Source organism: Parapusillimonas sp. JC17 (genome assembly GCF_052180245.1).
Classification (GTDB): domain Bacteria; phylum Pseudomonadota; class Gammaproteobacteria; order Burkholderiales; family Burkholderiaceae_B; genus Parapusillimonas.
In genome coordinates, this window is record NZ_CP197474.1 from 357,128 (window position 1) to 376,370 (window position 19,243).

Genomic DNA, 19,243 nt, shown 5'->3' on the forward strand with positions numbered 1-19,243 from the left:
TCCTTCTTTATGCTTTTTAGATCGCCCGCCTGCTGAGCCTGCGCAGGCAACATTCGCGGGATTATTTTCTATTGGGTCGTTCGGGCTTCAGAAGCGGCCCTGACATCTGCAGAATCCGTTCGCACGACCCTCGCAGGTGCTCACGCATGGCCGTGTCGGCGGCGTCGGGGTTTCCTGTGAGCACAGCGCGGGCAATGGGTTCGTGTTCTCGAACGGAATGGGCAATGTCTTCGGGGTTGAGGGCGCGGCCAAGCTGGAACATCAACACACGGATCTGCAGCTTGCTGAGCAGATCGGCAAGCTGCCTGTTCCCGGCGATTGAAACCAGGGTCGAATGGAACAGGCTGTTCTGTTCACTGAATTCCACCGGACCGAGCGGCTTGCCCGCCGTGCTCATCTGCTTCCATACCGAAGAAAAGATCTGCAGGTTGTCACCTTCGTTGATGGCTTCAGCCGCTTGACGGGCAGCGAGCCCCTCCAGTACTTCGCGGATCCGGAACAGGTTTACCAGCTCACCGCGACTCAGCCGCCTGACCAGAGCGCCGCGGTTGGGAATCAAGTCGAGCAGGCCTTCCGCTGCAAGTCGGCTGAATGCTTCTCGCAATGAGCCTCTGCTTACGCCGATGTCTTCCATGATCTCCGCGGTGATCAATCGCTGTCCTGGAGCGAATCTTCCTTCTGTAATTCCGCTGCGTATGTATTCGATGGCGAAGTCGACAACTTCTCCGCGCGAGACCTCGATTGCTTTCGTGGTTTGGTTACCCATGCTGACCGTTTTCCATGCTGTTCGTTCTTGCAGTCGACAAGTGTACTGATTTATTGACAGCGAGTTATTTAAGTATATACTGTCCTACACTTTTGATGGAATAAACAATACAACATATCAAAAAGAACGGTGGAGACAGGATGAGTGAAGGCGATCCCATTGAATATCGCATGCTGCAAGAGACGGTGCGCCGCTTTGTCAAAGAGAAGCTGGCGCCGCACGAAGCCAAAATCGACGAAGACGACGAGGTCGATCTGCAGTTGATCGACGGCCTGAAGCGGCAGGCCATCGATCTTGGTGTCTTCGCGTACAACTTGCCGGCACAGTTCGGCGGGCCGGGCTTGAGCGTGCAGGAACAGTGCATCATCGACGAGGAACTGGGCCGCAGCTCCATGCCTTTGGCAGAAGCCCTGGGTCATCTTCCCGGCTCGCTCCGGTTTGTTTCCAACGCTCAGCGTCCATGGCTGCTCGAGCCTCTGCTGCGAGCAGAAAAAACGGTCGCTTACGCGCTCACGGAGCCATCGGCCGGCTCGGACCTCTCGGCCATCCATACCAGTGCAGTACGTGGCGAAGGCGGATGGGTGCTTAGCGGCACAAAGCACTTCATCTCGGCCGCGGAGCACGCTGACTTCCTGATCGTTCTTGTCGCAACCGACAAGTCCGCGCCACTGAAGGCGCGCTTTACGACGCTGGTGGTGGAACGTGGCAGCCCTGGGTTCAAGGTGCTCAGGCGGTTCAGGAAGATGGGCTGGCGCGGGCATCCGCTTTCCGAGCTTGCCTTCGAGGACTGCTTTGTACCCGATTCCCATGTATTGGGCGAAGTCGGCCAAGGGTTCGACATCATGATGGCCACCATCAACAACGACCGGCTGATGGTGGCGTGCCGCTGTGTGGGGATTGCGCAAGCGCTCTACGATTTGGTGTTGCCGCATCTCAGGCAACGGAAGGCATTCGGCAAGGCCTTGGGTGATCATCAGGCCATGCAGTTCATGCTGGCAGACTGCGATGTCGAGATCGATGCTGCCCGGCTGCTTAATCAGAAAGCCGCCCGCTTGGCCGACGCCGGCCATCCTGATTTTCGGATCGCTGCATCGCGCGCCAAGCTGTTCGCAAGCGAAATGGGCGGGCGCGTCGCAGACCGCGTCATGCAGATGTTCGGTGGCTCGGGTTACATGGCTGACCTGCCGGTGGAACGCTTCTATCGCGATGTGCGCGCCTTCCGGATTGGCGAGGGAACATCCGAAATGCAGCGGCTGCAGATTGCGCGCCATGCGCTTTCCAAGGGCTGAGGGCAAGACATGGATTCAACTTTCCTCGCGCAATCAATCTTGTTGGCCCTGTGCACGGCAGGGCTCTATGCATCCGTTGCCTCAGGCCTCACGCTGGAATTCGGGGTGACGCGAATCATCAACTTCGCTCACGGCGAATTCGTGATGCTGGGTGCCTTCCAAACGTACTTCATGTACGAACTCTACGGAATCTCGCCAATCATCGGCATGCTTAGCTCTGGCTTGTCTATGGCCTTGCTGTCCATCGTGGTGTATTGGAGCTTTTTGAACAAGGTCCTGAAGCAGGATGAGCATAACCAGATCCTGGCAACGTTGGGCCTGTCGATATTCATACTTAACATTGCCGTCATTCTCTGGACGCCGGACGCGCGGGTCATGCATGCGCCCGCGCTTTTGCCCACCGTGCAGCTCGCAGAGATCACCATCCCCGGAAACAACCTGTTTGTGCTTCTGGTGGGTTGCGTGCTGTTCGCATTGTTGATGGCTTTCATGCGCTATTCGAAGTACGGAATCCAGCTCCGTCTGGCGAGCGACGACCCGGAGCTGGCCACCTTGTCGGGCGTGAATGTCAATCGCATGTTCTGTCTGTCGTTCGTCATTGGCGGGATCACGGCGGGGATAGCGGGGGGACTGGTCGCACTGGTTCTCTATGTGCACCCCTACGTCGGGCTTGACCTGGTGATGCGGGCCTTTGCCATCGTCGCTTTGGCGGGATTGGGAAGTATTCCGGGCGCGCTGATCGGCGCCGTGCTGTTGTCCATCATTGAGGGGATTGTGGCCAACTTCGTGTCTCAGGGAGCGAGCTGGGGTTATGGTGTCGCGTTTCTGATCATTCTGGTTGTCCTGCTGGTCCGTCCGACCGGCATGTTTGGCAAGGAGCTTCGGTCATGAGCCAGGCAACGATTGGAAAGGCAGCCGTATATGGGGTGACGACGCTGGCTGCGGCGGCAATCATTGTGATCAACGACCCGTTCTCCCTGCAGCTGGCGATTGGTGTCTTCATCACCATCATCCTGGCACTGGCGTGGGACATTCTTTCACGTACAGGGCAGGTGACACTGGGTTCGGCGGCCTTCTTTGGCCTGGGTGCCTACGGCATGGGTTTGCTTGCACCGGTGGTCGGAACCGCCGCCGCCTGGCTTGGCATGCTCGTGATCTGCGCAGTCGTAGCCTTGCTGCTGGGTATTCTCACACTGCGACTGCGCAAGATGTACTTCGCCATTGCGACCCTGGGCCTGACCCTGTCGCTGCAGGTGTTGGTGCTTGTGTTCCGCGACTGGACAGGCGGTAGCGGAGGAATTTCGCCTCCCGTGCTGCTCGACGCCGACCCTCAGCTGCAGTTGATGGCGATCACGGGCTGCGTGCTGCTGGCCATATTCATATCCGACTTCTTCCTTTCCGATCGCCTCCGTGCGGCGCTTTTCCTGGTTCGGACCAATCCCGAACTCGCGGCGGCAAGCGGGATTCCCGTCGTGCGCACACGCATTCTTGTGTTCACGGTGTCGGGCATGTTGGCCGGTATCGCCGGCGCACTTTATGGCGGCCTGTACGGGTACGTTGTGCCAACTGATGTATTCACCATCCATTGGAGCGTCATGCCGCTGGCGATTGTGATTCTAGGGGGCATGGACACCACGATCGGTCCGATATTGGGCGCCATACTTCTCAAGACCATCGAGGAAGTGGCCCGTATCTACATTGGCGGGGTCGGCTATCAGGTCACCTACGGTGCGATCATCATCCTGTTTGTGCTGTTCCTTCCGGGCGGCCTTGTCGGCCTGTTCAGAGGTCTCGCCCTCTCTTCTGGCAAGGTGCATAAATGAGCATGGATTTGGCGGTAAAAGACCTGACGATGGCATTTGGCGGCCTGCGAGCGCTCGACGGGGTCTCGCTGAGTTTTCCGGCGGGATGCATCACGGGCTTGATCGGGCCTAATGGTTCGGGCAAAAGCACGATGATCAACGCCATCACAGGCATGATCACGGCAACTTCCGGCGAGGTCTTGCTCGGCGGAAACTCAATCGTCACCTTGCGCAGTGACCAGATCGTGAAGCAGGGCGTAGCCCGCACATTCCAGATACCCAAGGTGCCTCCCCAGCTCACGGTGCGAGAGGTGATTTCAGTCCCGTTCTCGTTTGTGGGCCGCAAGCATGCGCTGATCGAGGGGCTCTCCGACGCCCGCTCCATCGCCGCGTACTTCAAGCTCGACCCGGTGTTCGAGCGCCGTTGTGCAGACTTATCGGTCACGAATCTCCGAAGGCTGGAAATTGCCCGCGCCGTCGCCTGCGGCCCTTCCGTCCTACTGCTCGACGAAGCGATGGCCGGCTTGTCCCATGAAGACGCGATCGAGGTGGGGCAGGTCGTGAAGCAAGTGCACCAGGCAGGTGTCACTGTGGTGATCATCGAACACATGATGTCCGTCATCTCGTCGCTGTGCGATGGCGTGGTGGTACTGAACCAGGGCAAGTTGCTCGCGCAGGGGAAGCCGCGGGATGTCCTGTCCGACCCTGTCGTGCGTGAAGCCTACCTCGGTAAAGGATTTCAGCTATGAGCCAGTTCGAAGCAAGTATCCGTGGGGCGAGTTACGGCAAGCTGACCGTGCTGCAGCACGTCGACGTTTCGCTGCCGCAGGGCGGCATGCTTGTGCTACTTGGGTCGAATGGGGCCGGCAAGACAACCACGTTGCGCAGCATCATGGGCGTCATTGGCGCCGCGCAACGCCGGGTCGCCATGGGAGGAAATGACCTAAGCGACCTGCCTACCTGGAAACTCGCGAGCAAGGGCATCCTGATGGTCCCGGATGGTGCGCGGTGTTTCCCCAACGTGTCGGTGTACGACAACCTGCGAGGCGCCTATGCGGCCACGCACGGCAAGATCGATGAAGCGCAATGCCAACGGCTACTCGACGAAGTGATCGCGTTCTTTCCGATCCTGGGAGAGCGACTCCGCCAGATATCCGGGACGATGAGTGGCGGCCAACGCCAAATGCTCGCTGTTGGGCGCGCCTTGATGGCCGAGCCGCAGGTTCTGCTGCTGGATGAGCCTTCCGCTGGGCTCGCCCCCATTATTGTGGAAGAACTATACGAAACCTTGGCGGCGATAAAGCGCGACCGGAACTGCACCATTGTCCTGGCTGAACAGAATGTCGGCTACGCCACGCAGTTTGGTGGCGACTGCATCGTTCTGTCTGAAGGGCAGGTGGCTTTGACCGGTTCAATGGAAAGCGTCATGGCCGATCAGAAATTGCGCACGGCCTATCTGGGCCTGTAACAGGAGAACAAGTATGCCTCGGGTATCCGATGAAGTCGTCATTGTTGGAATAGGGGAGACGCCGGTAGGCAAGCTCCCGGGTTACCAGGCTGTGCAGCTGCAGGCCTGGGCAGTACAGGATGCGGTGGCCGATAGCGGCCTGCGCCTAAAGGACGTCGACGGCCTCATCAACCTTGACCCCTATGTCACGCCGAACTCCATGTTCTCGTCCACCGTTTCGGAATATCTCGGGCTTCAGCCCCGGTTTATCTCGACCGTCGACGTTGGCGGCACGGTCACGGCGATGACCATGATCCAGCAAGCGGTCTGGGCGATCGAATCCGGCCACTGCGAGGTCGCGGCGTGTGTATTCGGCGAAAACTCGCTGACGGCACGCACCGACGAGACGCATGGCTTGAACATGAAGAACCTTCTGGGCGCAGAAGAATGGGAAGACCCGTTCGGTGTTCATGGACTGGTCACGCCCTACGCCCTGGTGGCGCAGCGATATCGCCACCTGTACGACGCACAGGACGAAGACTTCGCTGAAGTCGCCTTGGTGGCGCGACGGCACGCCTTGAACACCGACAATGCGCAAATGAAGAAGCCCATGGCGCTGGCCGACTATCTGGGCAGCCGGATGATCAGTTCGCCGTTGCGGCTGTTGGATTGCTGCCTGATCTCCGATGGCGGCGGCGCCGTTGTCCTGACCACACGCGGTCGGGCCGAACGCATGGGTTGTCGGTACGTGCGGGTACGGTCAATGGCGATGCGCAGCACGCACAACTCGATCGTCCAGCAACCCGATATAGAAGAACTCGGCTTCAAGGAGGCGGCCCGGGACGCCTTCGATTCAGCAGGCTTCGGTCCGCAAGATACGCAGCTCGCGCTTCTGCACGACGCCTTCACCATCTCCGTGCTGGTTACGCTCGAGGCGCTCGGCTATTGCGGGCCGGGTCAGGCCGGACGCTACATGCGGGCAGGTCACGGCAGCATGGGCGGTGCATGTCCAGTGAATCCCCACGGAGGGCTGCTTTCGCAGGCCCACATCGGCGGCATGCTGCACATTACTGAAGCCGTTCGGCAGCTGCGCGGCGAGGCGGGTGATCGACAAGTGCCCCACGCAAAGCGTGCAGTGGTCAGTGGGAACGGTGGGGTTTTTTCGGTCTGCGGCGTAATGACCTTGGAGGCGGCATGAGCACAATCGATATAAGGGCGAACTTCCTGACGCCGACAGTGGATTCCGAACCGTTCTGGGCCGCTTGTGATCGCGAAGTCCTTTCGCTGCAACGGTGCACCGCTTGTGAGCGATTCGTTTACTACGCGCGCCGCCTTTGCCCTCATTGCGGCGAATCGAATCTTTCATGGGAGCCGACTTCAGGGAAAGGAACGATCTTCTCTCACTCTGAAGTCCGAGTTTCGTTCTTTGGGCCGGATTGGCAGGATCAGCTTCCATATACCGTCGCGCTGATCGACCTGGCAGAAGGGCCCCGGATGTTGAGCCGGCTTCTGTTGAAGCCTGATCAGCAAGCGCGGATTGGTGACGAGGTAGAAGTGTCTTTCGTAGAAGTTCGAGGTAGGAAGTTTCCTTTTTTCAAGCTGTAGAAACCATCTCTTTCAGGACAGAAGCCATGGAACTTATGAAGCTATTGAGAGCTGCCGGCGTGGGCGCCTTACTTTCGCTGACGGCCATAGCGCCGTTGGCTGCATACGCAGACAACGAGCCGTTGAAAATTGGTGTGCCGATGCCGCTGACGGGCCCGCTGGCAGGCGGCGGCCGCATGATCCTGGAAGGAATCAAGTTCGCTGCGGACGAAGCCAACAAGGAAGGCGGCGTGCTCGGTCGCAAGATCGAGCTGATCATCGAAGATACTAAAGGCGAACCCAATACTGCGGCGGGTATCGCGGCGCGTATGGCCAACCAACAGAAGGTCTATGCTTTTGTGGGGGGCTATGGCAGCACGCCCGACTTTGCGATGCTGCAGAGCGTTAAGCGCAACCAGCCCATATTCATCCATGTTGGTTCCTCTTCGGTCAAGCTCGAAGAGACGTTTGGCCCGGAACCCTGGTATCACCACATCTATATCGTTGACTATCATCGCCAGAAGGCCGTGGCCGCATTTCTGGACAGCATGAACCCCAAGCCCAAGACCGTTGCCATTGCCTATGAAGACGGTCTGTATGGGTCTGACGCAGTCAAGTTCAGCGATGAATACCTGAAAAAGGCCGGCTTCGACATTGTCATGAAGGAGCCATACAAGACAGGGAGCCCGGATCTTTCTCCTGTTTTGAATCGGGTCAAGTCGCTGGATCCCGATGTCTTCTTCTTCGTGGGGTATTCCGGTGACAACATACAGATTGCGCGCCAGCAGCAGGACCTCGGCATCACGCCCAAGCTCACGCTGATTGTTTCCGCCGGAGAGAAGCGCGAAGATTTCGGTGCGTTCGGCAAGGGCATTGCGGTGGTCGGTGAATGGGCGCCAGAACAGAAAACAGAAGGTCTTGACGAGTTTCTGGCGCGGATAACGCCTGCCTTGCCCGCCAACACCAAGGTCCTGCCAACGGTCGTCATGGGCTACACCGGCATGCAGACGCTGATCGAAGCGGTCAAGCGCGCGGGCGTCGTGGACCGGGAAAAGGTCCTCGCCGAGCTCGATACCGGCAAGTTCAAGACGCCGTTCGGAGAAGTCGAGTACGGCGACGGTGAGCGCGGGGGCAAACATCAGCTTCTGAGCGAGAAGAACCTCGTTGCCTGGCAGTATCGCGACACAGGGCAACAGGTGGTGTGGCCCGCGGACAAAGCGAACGGGAAGCTGGCCTACCCCGTCGGCAAGTAAATCAACAATTCCATCGCTCGGAGTCACCCATGCTGGTACAGACACGGCGCCACGGTAATGTGGCCGTCATACTGCTCAACAATCCAAGGGAACATAACGTTCTGTCGGATCGCCTGGTTACGGACATGCACGAAGCGCTCGGCAGTGTCGAGGTCGAGAGCGCCCGGGCGGTGGTGGTGGGCGGCGTGGGCCAGTCGTTTTGCGCAGGCGCAAACATTCGGGATCTGCTGGAGTGCGGATGGATGGAAGGGCGGAATCAGGCGTCCAATCCAGTTTCACTTTTCAGAAGGCTGATAGAGGATCCGCGGCCTGTTGTCGGCGCGATAGGCGGCCAGGCGATTGGCGGGGGATTCGAACTGGCGCTCAGCTGCGATCTGCTCGTCGCCAGCCAGCATGCCTCCTTCATGCTTCCCGAGGCAAAGCATGGCGTCATTCCGAACACCGGGTTGGCTCTGCTCGCGCAGGCGGTCGGCAGGCGGCGGGCGATGGAATACATGACCACACTGAAGAAGATGTCGGCACAAGAGGCGCTTGGCCTTGGGCTCGTCAACGCGCTTGTTGAGCCCGAGGCGGTGCTGGAACGGGCCATCGAGATGGCGAACACCATCATCACGGCTTGCGCCCCCGGGGCGCTCGTTGAAATCAAGAGAACGCTGGCCCGGAACGCCGCTGTCGATTGGCACGATGTGGAAACCAGCCTGACCCGGCTTCCAAGCGCGCAGTGGCAAGAAGGGCTTACTGCGTTCCTGGAGCGGCGCCAGCCTGACTATGAATCATTCTGGAGCCAAAATGCGTAATCCCAGCGACTTTCCTTCATTCGATATCCACCACCATGTGGGCTCGCTCGACATTGTCTCCGGGGCGGCAGGAAATGCGGTTCCGACATTGGAAGACGACATCGAGCGACGTCTCGCTTATATGGACGAGAACAATATCGCCCAAGTCATGCTGATGCCGTCCAATGGCTACCCTGCACCGGATGGCATTGCTGCAACGCGACGTGTGAACGATTACGTGGCGCGATACCGCGATATGTTGCCAGGGCGATTTCCCGCCGCCGTGGGTACGGTGAGCCCTTTGGATGGGCCGGGCGCGGTCGCAGAGCTTGATCGCTGTATCGAGGAGCTCGGGATGAAGGGCATCGTCTGGCATCACCGGTTCCAGGGCACGGCCATTGACCATCCGATGATGGATCCCTTCCTGGAACGCTTGCAGCATTACAACTTGCCGGCTTTCATACACCTGATCGCCGATTCTTCGCTCGAGTCGCCCTGGCGCCTGGAGATTCTTGCTGATCGATATCCGGACGTGCAGTTCGTGGCGCTGGATGGTTTTTCTTCTCCGGACCATGCGCACTGGATGCCATACCTTGCATCCAAGCATCCCAACATCATATTTGACACGGGTGTGCTCGTTTCCGTGTCCCATCTTATTGAAATCTTTGTGCGAAAGGTGGGCGCCCATCGCCTGCTTTTAGGCACGGACTTCTATTCGTTTCCCAAACTCTTCAATACAGCTTTTCCTTTGAATGAAATCTTGGCGTCCGACCTGACGGATGAAGAGTGCCGCGCAATTCTGTACGGCAATGCCAAGCGCCTGCTGTCGATCAATTGATGTTATCGGACAACTTTCGTATGTTGGAGAATTGATGTGACGCTCAACCATATCGTCGTACTTGATCTTACCCATATGCTTTCCGGGCCATATGGCACCATGCTATTGGCAGATTTAGGGGCTCGCACCATAAAAATCGAGCCGCCGGGCATGGGCGAGGGAACGCGTCGATTGCAGGAGCACGATCCCGACTACTCCATTGACGGGATGGGAGCCTACTTCCTCACCTTGAATCGCAACAAGGAAAGCGTGTGCATTGATCTGAAAAGTCCGGAAGGCAAACAGGTGTTCATGGACCTTGTACGTAATGCGGATGTGGTGTTCGACAACTTCGGGGTCGGCGTGAGAAAGCGTCTTGGCATCGACCACGAATCCATCTCGGCGGTCAATCCAAGAATCATCAGCTGCTCGGTCACGGGCTTTGGAAGCTCCGGCCCCGGCTGCAAGCGTCCGGCGTTTGACCAGGTCGTGCAGGCCATGGGCGGGGGAATGTCGATCACGGGAACGCCCGAGAGCGGCCCGATCCGCAGCGGTATTCCTACTGGTGACTTGGGCGGCGGCATGTTCGGTGCGATGGGGGTTCTTGCCGCGCTGGTCGAAAGGGAACATACCGGCCGCGGCCAGCATGTTGACGTCTCCATGTTGGATGTTCAGATCTCCATGCTGAACTACATGGCAACCATGCAGTTGATGTCGGGCATCATCCCGGACAAGATCGGCAATGGCCACTTTGTGCATGTGCCATACAACTGCTATCCCACCGCCGACGGGCACGTGATCATTGCCTGCATCGGCGACGCCTTTTTCAAGAAGTTCGCCGAGGTAATGGATATTCCGGAACTCAAGAAACCCGAATACGAGAGCCAGCCGGTGCGCTATGCCGATAAGGCGCGGATTGACGATTTGATCTCTCAGAAGCTTCAGGGCAAGCCTACGACGCACTGGATGGAACTGCTCACCGATGCACGCATACCTTGCGGACCCGTCAATAACTTCGAACAGGCCTTGACCGATCCGCAGGTTCTCGCGCGCGATATGGTGGTGCAGGTGCCCCTGCGTAGCGGGCAGCGTATAAAGATGCCGGGCAACCCGATAAAAATGTCAGGTTCGACGCGGGCCCAGTACACCACGCCGCCGGCCCTGGGCGAGCATACCGCGCCGATACTTCAGGAGCTCCTTGGCTACAGTCGGGAGTCAATAGAGCGTCTCCGCGCAAGCGGTGCCATTGCTTGAACCGGGCGTGAATATGAAAGAGACCATTACCATCACCGATGTCGCTCTGCGCGACGGCCTGCAGAACCAGCCTTTCAATGTGCCCACACACGTCAAAGTTCGCATGGCTCGAATGCTGTTCGAGGCGGGGTTGCAAAGTCTGGAAGCGGCCAGCTTCGTGTCTCCGAAAGCGGTTCCTCAAATGGGCGATGCCGAAGAGGTCATTCGTGCTTTGAAGGGCTGCGGCCGCGTGTCGGGGCTTGCGCCCAACGTTCGTGGGCTGGAGCGGGCATTATCAGCCAACATCCAGGAAGTGGCGGTGGTGATGTCGGCAACCGACACCATGAACCGGAAGAACCTGAACATGTCGCTGGAAGAAACGCTCAAGGCGAGCGAAGAGGTTCTCCGCGTTGCACGTGCAAACGGCGTTGATACCCGGGCATATGTCGCCGTCGCTTTTGAATGTCCTTTCGAAGGGCTGACACCAAGTGAGCGGGTATTCGACCTGTGCGACGCGCTGTTGGAAGCAGGCGCACAGGAAGTCGTTATTGCTGACACCATTGGGGCTGCTGCACCGGGGCAGGTGTCGTCGCTGCTCTCAGGGTTAAAGGGCCGTGTCCCTCAGGACATGCTTGCCGTGCATTTTCATGACACGCGGGGTATGGGCGTGGCCAATGCTTGGGCGGCCCTCGAGGCCGGCGTTCGCCGCTTCGATTCTTCGGTCGGAGGAATCGGAGGCTGCCCATTTGCGCCCGGTGCCGCCGGCAATCTCGCCACCGAAGATCTTGTGTTGATGGCAGAGCAGTCAGGGTTCTCAACGGGTGTCGACCTGGCCAAGCTCCTGGGCGTGCTCGACTACGCCGAAGAACAGCTCGGAAGGACGCTCGGCGGCAACTCCAGCCGTTGGCTGCGCCAGCAGAAGGCGCGCTTGGGGTCAGACCCCGTACGGGGTCTGACCCCTTAAAGGTCGACTTGCAGCTGGTCGTCGCGTGTTTCTCGCATTTGGCAGCACAGTGCGATAGTTCGCCGCCATTACCTTGTCCGGCAAACCAACGTTATGTTGCATGGATGGTTGCAGACGTGCAACGATCCATGCAACATAACGGCCGCCCAGCACCTGTCATGGAAAAGCTTACTTCCCGCCAACAACGCATTTTTGAGCAGTTTGTTCAAATGCCGGAAGAGTCGCGGTCTGTGGCCGATTTCGTAGTTGAAGCGATCAACGCGAAGGCGGGCTGAGCGGGTTGCTGGGGTCAGACCCCGTACGGGGTCTGACCCCTTCACTTGTAAGCAAAGTTGTCCGAAGAGGGTATACTGCGCGAATTGAGTCGAGTTGCGGCACGGGCGCCACGCCACTTGCCTGCGTCTTAAACCCACCAGGATACTCATGAGAACAACAAATTCAGTACGCTGGACGCTGCTTTCCTTATTGTCGATGGTGCTTGTCGGTTGCGATGGGTCGGGCGGATCCGACGTTCCACCCATCCCCGATGTCGTCTGCGCCGAAACAGGCCCTTACGCGTGCAAGACGGGCGCCTCGGAGCCTCTGTATCCCTTCCAATGGGCCTTGAACTATCAAGACAGCTATTTCAAGGACTACCCGGCCGTCTTCGCCGGCGGGATGGACTTGAACGTTGAGCCCGTACATGCGCAGGGCATCAAGGGCCAGGGCGTGAACGTGCTGGTGGTGGATTCGGGCGTGGATCTTCACACCGAAGACTTGGCCCCCAATGCGGACTTCGCGCTGTCCTGGAACCTGGGTTCGAACACGCAGGATCCGCACCCCACGGCGCCGGCGTCCTCGGCTGCTCCGCACGGCACGGCGGTGGCCGGCATCATTGCCGCCGCTCAGAACGGCAAGGGCGTAATGGGCGTCGCGCCGCGCGTCCGGATCGGTGGTGTCAACTTCCTTGAGCATCAAAGCGTGGCGGGCTGGGCGGCGGCAATGGGCGGCGCGCCGTGGTCCAGCTCTGCGGACGTCATCAATGCGTCGCTGGGATACTCCGGCGCCCCTTTTTCCTACGATTCCGAAGACGATAGCTACACGCCGATCATGCGCTCGCTCAAGAAGCTGCGCGGCGGCAAGGGGGCCATTTACCTGAAGGCGTCGGGCAACGATTTTCATAGCTACGAATGTGGACTCGGCGCAGCCTATTACGACTGCAGCAACCCGGGCAATGACGAGTTGGGACCAAAAGAGCCCAACACCATCGTGGTGGCGGCCGTTAATGCGTTCGGGGAATCCAGCAGCTACAGCAGCGTGGGTTCGGTCAACTGGATCAGCGGCCTGGGCGGCGAATATGGCGCCGGCGGCACCTATGGCGAAGTCGCCACCGACGACTACAGCGGGCCCACCATATTTTCCACGGACATGCGCGGCTGCACCTTGGGCTACAGCACCAAAAGCGCCGGGACCCCCTTCCTGCGCGGCGAATCGCAGCGTGGCGGCGTGCCCGACAACCCCGATTGCGACTACGCATACATGAACGGCACGTCCGCGGCCACGCCCACCATCTCCGGCGTGGTGGCTTTGATGCTCGCCGCCAATCCCGACCTGGGCTGGCGCGATGTCCGCGACATTTTGCGCATGTCGGCGCGCAAGGTCGACGCCGACTACGTGCAGGGGTCGCCGCATGCACAAGGCCTGATTCCTTATGGCGCGCGCATGGACCTCGTCACGAACCAATTGCTCGAAGAAATGGGCGGCAAAGACGACATCCGGTCCGGCTCAAAGGTGTTCCCCATAGACCTGGGCTGGCAAAAAAATGGCGCCGGCCACGAATATTCGAATTGGTATGGGTTCGGGGTGCCCGATACGGCGCGAGCCATCGCCTTGGCGCAGGAGTACAAGCGCGTTCCACAGCTCACCCGGCTCGACGATGTCAAGATACCGGACTTCCAGGACATCAGCGCCTGGTATCAGGGAGACCAGTATGCCGACCTCCTCGAGGGCGCCGGCGTGGCCAATGCGCAAGCGCGCGATCTTCCCTATCGGGAAATCACGCGCCTGGGCACCTTGAGCATGACCGATCAGGTGGTGGACACCGTGCAGGTCCGCTTGTCGGGCGCTAACGTGTGCCTGGGCGCCGTCGGCATTGCCCTGCGGTCGCCGTCGGGTACCGTATCGCTGCTGAAGCTGCCCAATGACATTTTCCGTTCCCAAGAGATTACCGGCTTCGAGGACTACGGCATGAGCAGCGTGGCGTTCTATGGCGAACCCGCGGCCGGCGAATGGGAAGTCTATCTGGTGGCGGCCAACCCCGAGCTCTCATTGAGCTACGGCCGGAAAAACGAGGCGGGCAAGTATGAGCGCGCTTTCTCCTCGAACTGCTTTGGCGGCGATGCCGTCCCGGCTCACTATCTCTTGCATGCGCAGGCTCGTATCATTGCACAATAGGCCTTGCCTGACACAAGGACACATCATGAAATGGATCAACGGTATTTTGGGCGGCGTTGCGGCGGTCGTACTGGCTTTGGGCGCTGAAGCCGCCGGCGTGTATACGCCCGGCAGCAGGATCCCGGCCGATCAGCTCGGCCAATTCGGCAATCTTCCGGTCTACGTTGTAGGCAAGCAATCGTATCGCTTGCTGCCGCAAAAGGGCGCCGACGGGGCCAGCCTGCTGGTTGACAGCCAGGGCCTGGTGGTGAGCAGCGGAAACGAAATCCTGGTCACCGGCGCATCCGAAGCCGACATCCGTTCAAGCACCGGACCCGGCCCCGCCCCGGTGTCGATCCAGTACCTCGCCGCCACCGGCATCGCGCTGGTGCGCTATGCCGATTTCCCCACGGCGGTAGCCGCCCTCGCGCCGCTGCAACAGCGCCTGCCCGCCGCATCCGTGCGCCTGGCCATCAGCCGCGGCACCGCGCGGGCGTACTAAGGGTCGGACCCCGTACGGGGTCCGACCCTTTAAAAATTCGATCTGGGGTCAGACCCCATCCGGGGTCTGACCCCGACAACGCCGGATCATTGGCCGGCGATCACCCTTCCGCACAGGCGATGTATGACTAAACCTTATTGATGCATAAGGTTGCTTATATTGATCTAGATCAAGGCACTCTCTAAAGTACGGTCCACGAGCTAGTCGTGATGAATCGCAAATTGGAGTGCTGGGAATGTTGAAGTTCGATCCAAACTTACGCTGGATGTTCACCGAAGTGCCGATGCTGGAGCGTTATAAGGCTGCAGCGAAAGCGGGCTTCAAAGGCGTCGAGGTGGCCTTTCCGTATGAGTATCCGGCGGAACAGATTGCCGACCTGCTTGGCGAAAACGACCTGACGTTGGTCCAAATCCTGACGCCTTGTGACTGGGCAAAAGGCGAACGCGGCATTGCAGCATTGCCCGGCCGGTCCGATGAATTCAAGCGAAGCGTTGAAACGTCCATTGCCTACGCCGTGAAGGTCGGCAAGCCCATGATTCACGCGATGGCCGGGAATATTCCGGCGGGTTACGACATGCAGGCGTGCCGGGACACCTTCATCGACAATATCGCCCAAGCCGCCGACGACATGGCGCAAGAGGGGCTCACTCTGATTCTCGAGCCCTGTTGCAGCGCTCGCTTCCCAGACTTTTTCTACAAAACTATCGAAGAAGGTCTGGAAATCATCAACGAAATCAATCGGCCAAACGTAAAGCTTTGCTTCGATACCTACCACGTACAAATGGAGCAGGGCAACCTGGTCAACACCCTGCATCGCGCCTGGCCACAGATCGGCCACATACAGATCGGGAATGCGCCTAACAGGTGTGAGCCTGGCCCGGGCGAAGTGCATTTTCCCTATTTCTTTGCCGAACTGGAGCGGCTGGGCTGGGACCGCTGGATAGGCTGCGAATACGAACCCAGCGGCAAGACCGAGGACTGCCTGGAGTGGGGGCGGCCGTACGGTATCGGGCTGTAGCCCTGTCTCAAGAACCAGTTTCAGTCGGAAGCGCCCCGACGCATGACGGCGGGCGCGCGCACCATATCGTGAGGAAAGTATGTTATCAGCAGCAGACAATGACCTGTTGACCCGGACCGGCGCCGACAAGCCCATGGGGCAATTCTTTCGGCGTTTTTGGCAGCCTGCGGCGTTATCTCGGGAACTGCCGGCACCGGACTGCACCCCCCTGCGTGTCACGCTCTTGGGTGAAAAGCTCGTCGCTTTCCGCGACACCACAGGCAAAGTGGGTTTGGTGGATTCCGTATGCCCGCACCGCGGCGCGGATTTATATTTTGGGCGTAACGAGGAATGTGGCTTGCGCTGCGTTTTTCATGGCTGGAAATTCGATGTCAATGGCAAGGCGGTGGATTTGCCTAATGTCGCGCCAGAGTCGGCCTATCACCAGAAGATTTCCATCAAGGCCTATCCGACACGGGAATACGGAGGAATCGTCTGGGCATACATGGGGCCTGTGCCGGCGGACGGCAAGCTTCCAGAGGTGCCGCAGCTGGAGTTTGGCGTGTTGCCCGAAGACAGTCGTTTCGTGACGAAGAAGCTTCAGCTTTGCAATTGGGCCCAGGCGCTGGAAGGCGCCATAGACACATCTCATTTCTCGTTCCTGCACATGCCGGCGCCGTCGGTCCCGTCCAATGAAAACCCGGATGCGCCGGCAGACGAGCGGCGATTGGCTTGGATACGCAGAGACCCCATCCCTGAGTTCTCGATTCTGGAGCACGATGTGGGATTCGTTGTCGGCGGCGCACGACGGGCTGATGGCACCGACACCTACTGGCGCACCGCTCAGTTTGCCCTGCCTTCGCACAGCACGACCCCATCGACTCTACCGGGCGAGAACTATTTTGGGTACACCTTTGTGCCCATCGACGACCAGACATGCTGGATCTACACCTATGTCTGGAATCCCGAGCGCCCTTTGACGGAGACGGAGCGGGAGCAGCTTCAGCAAGGCCATGGCGTGGTTGCCGAAGTGGACAGCAATTACGTGCCGGTGCGTAACGTCAACAATCAATACATGCTCGATCGTGAAGACCAAAAACACCGCTCGTACACCGGAGTGCGCGGTGTGGCGGAGCAGGACGCGATGATTCAAGAAAGTCAGGGGCCTATTGCAGACAGGACAAAGGAACACTTGACCGCGACCGACGCTGCTATCGTGCGTTTCCGCAGAACGATGATCGGCGGCGCGCGCGCCTTGTCCGAAGGTGTCGAACCTCGGACCCCCTGGATGCACGAAGCCTACAAGCTGCGGTCAGGAAGCTGGATCGCAGCAGAAGGTACACCGTTTGAAGCCATTATGCAGGAGCGCTTCGGCAATCCGCATGGTCGAGTAATGGAATAACGCTTTCAAAAAGACCGAAACCGATTCAATAAACTTTTGGAGACATGATGAGGAAATTGTGGAAGACAATTGGGTGTTCGATGTTGATGGCGGCCTGTACATGGTCGGCATACGCCAACGCGAACTACCCGAATAAAAGCATCAGGTTCATTGTTCCATACGCAGCCGGCGGGTCGACCGATACCACGGCGCGGCTGATCGCAAAAGGGCTGGGCGATCAGCTCGGCCAGACCATTGTCGTCGAGAATCGCGTCGGCGCGGGCGGCACGATCGGTCAAGACGCCGTATCAAAGGCGGCAGCCGACGGCTATACCTTGCTGTTCAGTGCCGCCGGGCCCCTGACGGTGACGCCGCACGCATACAGCTCGCTGCCCTACGATCCCAAGACCGCGTTCACCCCGATCAAGCTTGTGGCGCAGGCGCCCTTAGTGCTAGTGGCAAATCCCGAGCTGAACCTGAAGTCGGTGCAAGACCTGGTCACGCGGGCCAAAGATAAGCCGGGCGTCGTTTCCTATGCGTCGTTTGGTGTCGGCAGTGCTGCACACTTGGCTGGCGAGCTCTTCAAGTCCTTGACGGGTGTTGACGTCATGCACGTGCCTTACAAAGGTAGTGCGCCCGGCCTGATCGACGTCATCGGCGGTCAAGTGGACGTAATGTTCGATGTGGTTGTGTCCGCACTGCCTCACGTCCAGGCCGGAAAGCTGGTGCCTCTTGCCATTACCTTGTCCACCCGCTCCCAGCTCATGCCGGACGTCCCCACTATGCAGGAAGCCGGCATAAACGGCTTTGAAGCTGGCACCTGGTTTGGCTTGCTGGGGCCGCAGGGCCTTCCTGATTCCGTCGTGACGCAGTTGTCCTCGGCCATGGACAAGGTGCTGGCGGATGAGAAGATACAGGAGGCCTTGATCGCGCAAGGCGCCGATGTTGCTCAGGGTACGCCCGACGACTTCGCGAAGTTCTTCCTTGCGGAGTACGAAAAATGGGGAAAGGTGGCCAAAATAGCTGGGCTGCAAAGCCAGTGAACGGGTGTATGTGTCATGGTTAGTTCATCGCCCTTGAGTCTGCGTGTTCGCTCCATCCGTGCCGAGGCAGATGGAATATACAGCTACGAGCTTGTCACGCAGGGAAGTCAGCCCTTGCCGGCCTACACCGCGGGCGCCCATCTCACGTTGACCTTGCCCGGCGGCATGGCGCGGTCGTACTCCCTGGCGAACCGCCCGGATGAAGACGACCACTACCTCATTGCCGTAGGTCTTGACCGTCGCGGACGTGGTGGGTCGGTTTTCATGCACACTCAGGCACGTGTGGGCGATGTCTTCAGCACACAGCCACCGCGCAATAACTTTGAGCTGGCCAACGACGCAAAGCACTCTACCTTCATTGCCGGCGGTATAGGAATCACTCCCATCCGCAGCATGATAGCCAGGTTGAGCGCAGAGCGGCAGTCGTGGGAACTTCATTATTGCGTACGAAACAGGGGCGCTGCGGCCTTCCTCAAAGAACTGGAGAGCCTGCCAAACGTACACCTGTATTTTGATCAAGAGCAAACCCCCACTCGGTTGGACCTGGAGGCGCTCATCGCGAAGCAGGATGCGGACACGCATATTTACTGTTGTGGCCCGAAGATGATGCTGGATTCCTTTTTAAGCCACACCAAATCGCACAGTCCCGATCGTATCCACTTCGAAAGGTTCTCCGCCGAACTGGATGCGGGCTCCCTGCGCAAACAGTATCGCGTGCGCCTGGCCAGGTCCGGACAGGTTCTGGATATCGCGCCCGGCGTCACGATTCTTGATGCCATGATCAATGCAGGGCTGTCGCCGGTCCATTCCTGTGCACAGGGAATATGCGGCAGCTGCGAAACCATCGTGCTCGAGGGCAGGCCTGATCACAAGGACCAGGTGTTGACCCAGGCCGAAAAGGCGAGCGGGCGACGCATGATGATCTGCTGCTCAGGCAGCCTCGACGATGAGCTCGTGCTCGATCTGTAACCACACAC

Annotated in this window: 19 protein-coding genes; 18 read left to right on the plus strand and 1 reads right to left on the minus strand. The window is 59.1% G+C overall.

Annotated features, from left to right (window positions below; genetic code table 11):
- Positions 1-61: 61 nt before the first annotated feature.
- Entirely contained in the window at positions 62-766 is a 705-nt protein-coding gene (locus ACSBPU_RS01715; RefSeq protein WP_442595020.1) for a GntR family transcriptional regulator, read from the minus strand.
- A 140-nt stretch (positions 767-906) separates the two neighbouring features.
- Between ACSBPU_RS01715 and ACSBPU_RS01720 the strand changes: the two genes are divergently transcribed.
- The 18 genes from ACSBPU_RS01720 (at position 907) to ACSBPU_RS01805 (ending at position 19,235) form a co-directional block, all read left to right on the plus strand.
- Positions 907-2,055, plus strand: coding sequence for an acyl-CoA dehydrogenase family protein (locus ACSBPU_RS01720; RefSeq protein ID WP_442595022.1), 1,149 nt, complete (start codon positions 907-909; stop codon positions 2,053-2,055).
- A 9-nt stretch (positions 2,056-2,064) separates the two neighbouring features.
- Positions 2,065-2,946 carry a branched-chain amino acid ABC transporter permease gene (locus ACSBPU_RS01725; protein ID WP_442595024.1) on the plus strand — a complete coding sequence of 294 codons (882 nt, stop codon included), beginning with the start codon at positions 2,065-2,067 and terminating at the stop codon, positions 2,944-2,946.
- Positions 2,943-3,878 carry a branched-chain amino acid ABC transporter permease gene (locus tag ACSBPU_RS01730; protein WP_442595026.1) on the plus strand — a complete coding sequence of 312 codons (936 nt, stop codon included), beginning with the start codon at positions 2,943-2,945 and terminating at the stop codon, positions 3,876-3,878. Before ACSBPU_RS01725 ends, ACSBPU_RS01730 begins: the two co-directional genes overlap by 4 nt.
- A complete protein-coding gene (locus ACSBPU_RS01735; RefSeq protein WP_442595028.1) occupies positions 3,875-4,606 on the plus strand; it encodes an ABC transporter ATP-binding protein in 732 nt (243 codons plus the stop codon). Before ACSBPU_RS01730 ends, ACSBPU_RS01735 begins: the two co-directional genes overlap by 4 nt.
- Positions 4,603-5,325 carry an ABC transporter ATP-binding protein gene (locus ACSBPU_RS01740; protein WP_442595030.1) on the plus strand — a complete coding sequence of 241 codons (723 nt, stop codon included), beginning with the start codon at positions 4,603-4,605 and terminating at the stop codon, positions 5,323-5,325. Before ACSBPU_RS01735 ends, ACSBPU_RS01740 begins: the two co-directional genes overlap by 4 nt.
- A 13-nt stretch (positions 5,326-5,338) precedes the next feature.
- Positions 5,339-6,502 (plus strand): thiolase family protein, encoded by a 1,164-nt coding sequence (locus ACSBPU_RS01745; RefSeq protein WP_442595032.1) that lies wholly within the window; start codon positions 5,339-5,341, stop codon positions 6,500-6,502.
- Complete coding sequence (locus ACSBPU_RS01750) at positions 6,499-6,909, plus strand: Zn-ribbon domain-containing OB-fold protein (RefSeq protein ID WP_442595034.1); 411 nt, start codon at positions 6,499-6,501, stop codon at positions 6,907-6,909. Before ACSBPU_RS01745 ends, ACSBPU_RS01750 begins: the two co-directional genes overlap by 4 nt.
- Before the next feature lie 26 nt (positions 6,910-6,935).
- On the plus strand, positions 6,936-8,141 hold the full coding sequence (locus ACSBPU_RS01755) for an ABC transporter substrate-binding protein (protein WP_442595036.1): 1,206 nt from the start codon (positions 6,936-6,938) through the stop codon (positions 8,139-8,141).
- Between the two features lie 29 nt (positions 8,142-8,170).
- Positions 8,171-8,938 carry an enoyl-CoA hydratase/isomerase family protein gene (locus ACSBPU_RS01760; RefSeq protein ID WP_442595037.1) on the plus strand — a complete coding sequence of 256 codons (768 nt, stop codon included), beginning with the start codon at positions 8,171-8,173 and terminating at the stop codon, positions 8,936-8,938.
- A complete protein-coding gene (locus ACSBPU_RS01765) occupies positions 8,931-9,755 on the plus strand; it encodes an amidohydrolase family protein (RefSeq protein WP_442595039.1) in 825 nt (274 codons plus the stop codon). Before ACSBPU_RS01760 ends, ACSBPU_RS01765 begins: the two co-directional genes overlap by 8 nt.
- A gap of 36 nt (positions 9,756-9,791) precedes the next feature.
- Positions 9,792-10,988: a CaiB/BaiF CoA transferase family protein gene (locus ACSBPU_RS01770; protein WP_442595041.1), complete on the plus strand. Its 1,197-nt coding sequence runs from the start codon at positions 9,792-9,794 to the stop codon at positions 10,986-10,988.
- Positions 10,989-11,001: 13 nt separating this feature from the next.
- Positions 11,002-11,931 carry a hydroxymethylglutaryl-CoA lyase gene (locus ACSBPU_RS01775; RefSeq protein ID WP_442595043.1) on the plus strand — a complete coding sequence of 310 codons (930 nt, stop codon included), beginning with the start codon at positions 11,002-11,004 and terminating at the stop codon, positions 11,929-11,931.
- Positions 11,932-12,354: 423 nt separating this feature from the next.
- The gene (locus ACSBPU_RS01780; protein ID WP_442595045.1) at positions 12,355-14,364 is read left to right on the plus strand and encodes a S8 family serine peptidase; all 2,010 of its coding nucleotides are present in this window, start codon (positions 12,355-12,357) and stop codon (positions 14,362-14,364) included.
- 25 nt (positions 14,365-14,389) lie between these two features.
- The gene (locus tag ACSBPU_RS01785) at positions 14,390-14,845 is read left to right on the plus strand and encodes a hypothetical protein (RefSeq protein WP_442595047.1); all 456 of its coding nucleotides are present in this window, start codon (positions 14,390-14,392) and stop codon (positions 14,843-14,845) included.
- 235 nt (positions 14,846-15,080) lie between these two features.
- Complete coding sequence (locus ACSBPU_RS01790) at positions 15,081-15,863, plus strand: hydroxypyruvate isomerase family protein (protein WP_442595049.1); 783 nt, start codon at positions 15,081-15,083, stop codon at positions 15,861-15,863.
- 79 nt (positions 15,864-15,942) lie between these two features.
- The gene (locus ACSBPU_RS01795; protein WP_442595051.1) at positions 15,943-17,244 is read left to right on the plus strand and encodes a Rieske 2Fe-2S domain-containing protein; all 1,302 of its coding nucleotides are present in this window, start codon (positions 15,943-15,945) and stop codon (positions 17,242-17,244) included.
- An 86-nt stretch (positions 17,245-17,330) separates the two neighbouring features.
- A complete protein-coding gene (locus ACSBPU_RS01800) occupies positions 17,331-18,266 on the plus strand; it encodes a tripartite tricarboxylate transporter substrate binding protein (protein ID WP_442595053.1) in 936 nt (311 codons plus the stop codon).
- 15 nt (positions 18,267-18,281) lie between these two features.
- Complete coding sequence (locus ACSBPU_RS01805; RefSeq protein ID WP_442595055.1) at positions 18,282-19,235, plus strand: PDR/VanB family oxidoreductase; 954 nt, start codon at positions 18,282-18,284, stop codon at positions 19,233-19,235.
- Positions 19,236-19,243: the final 8 nt, after the last annotated feature.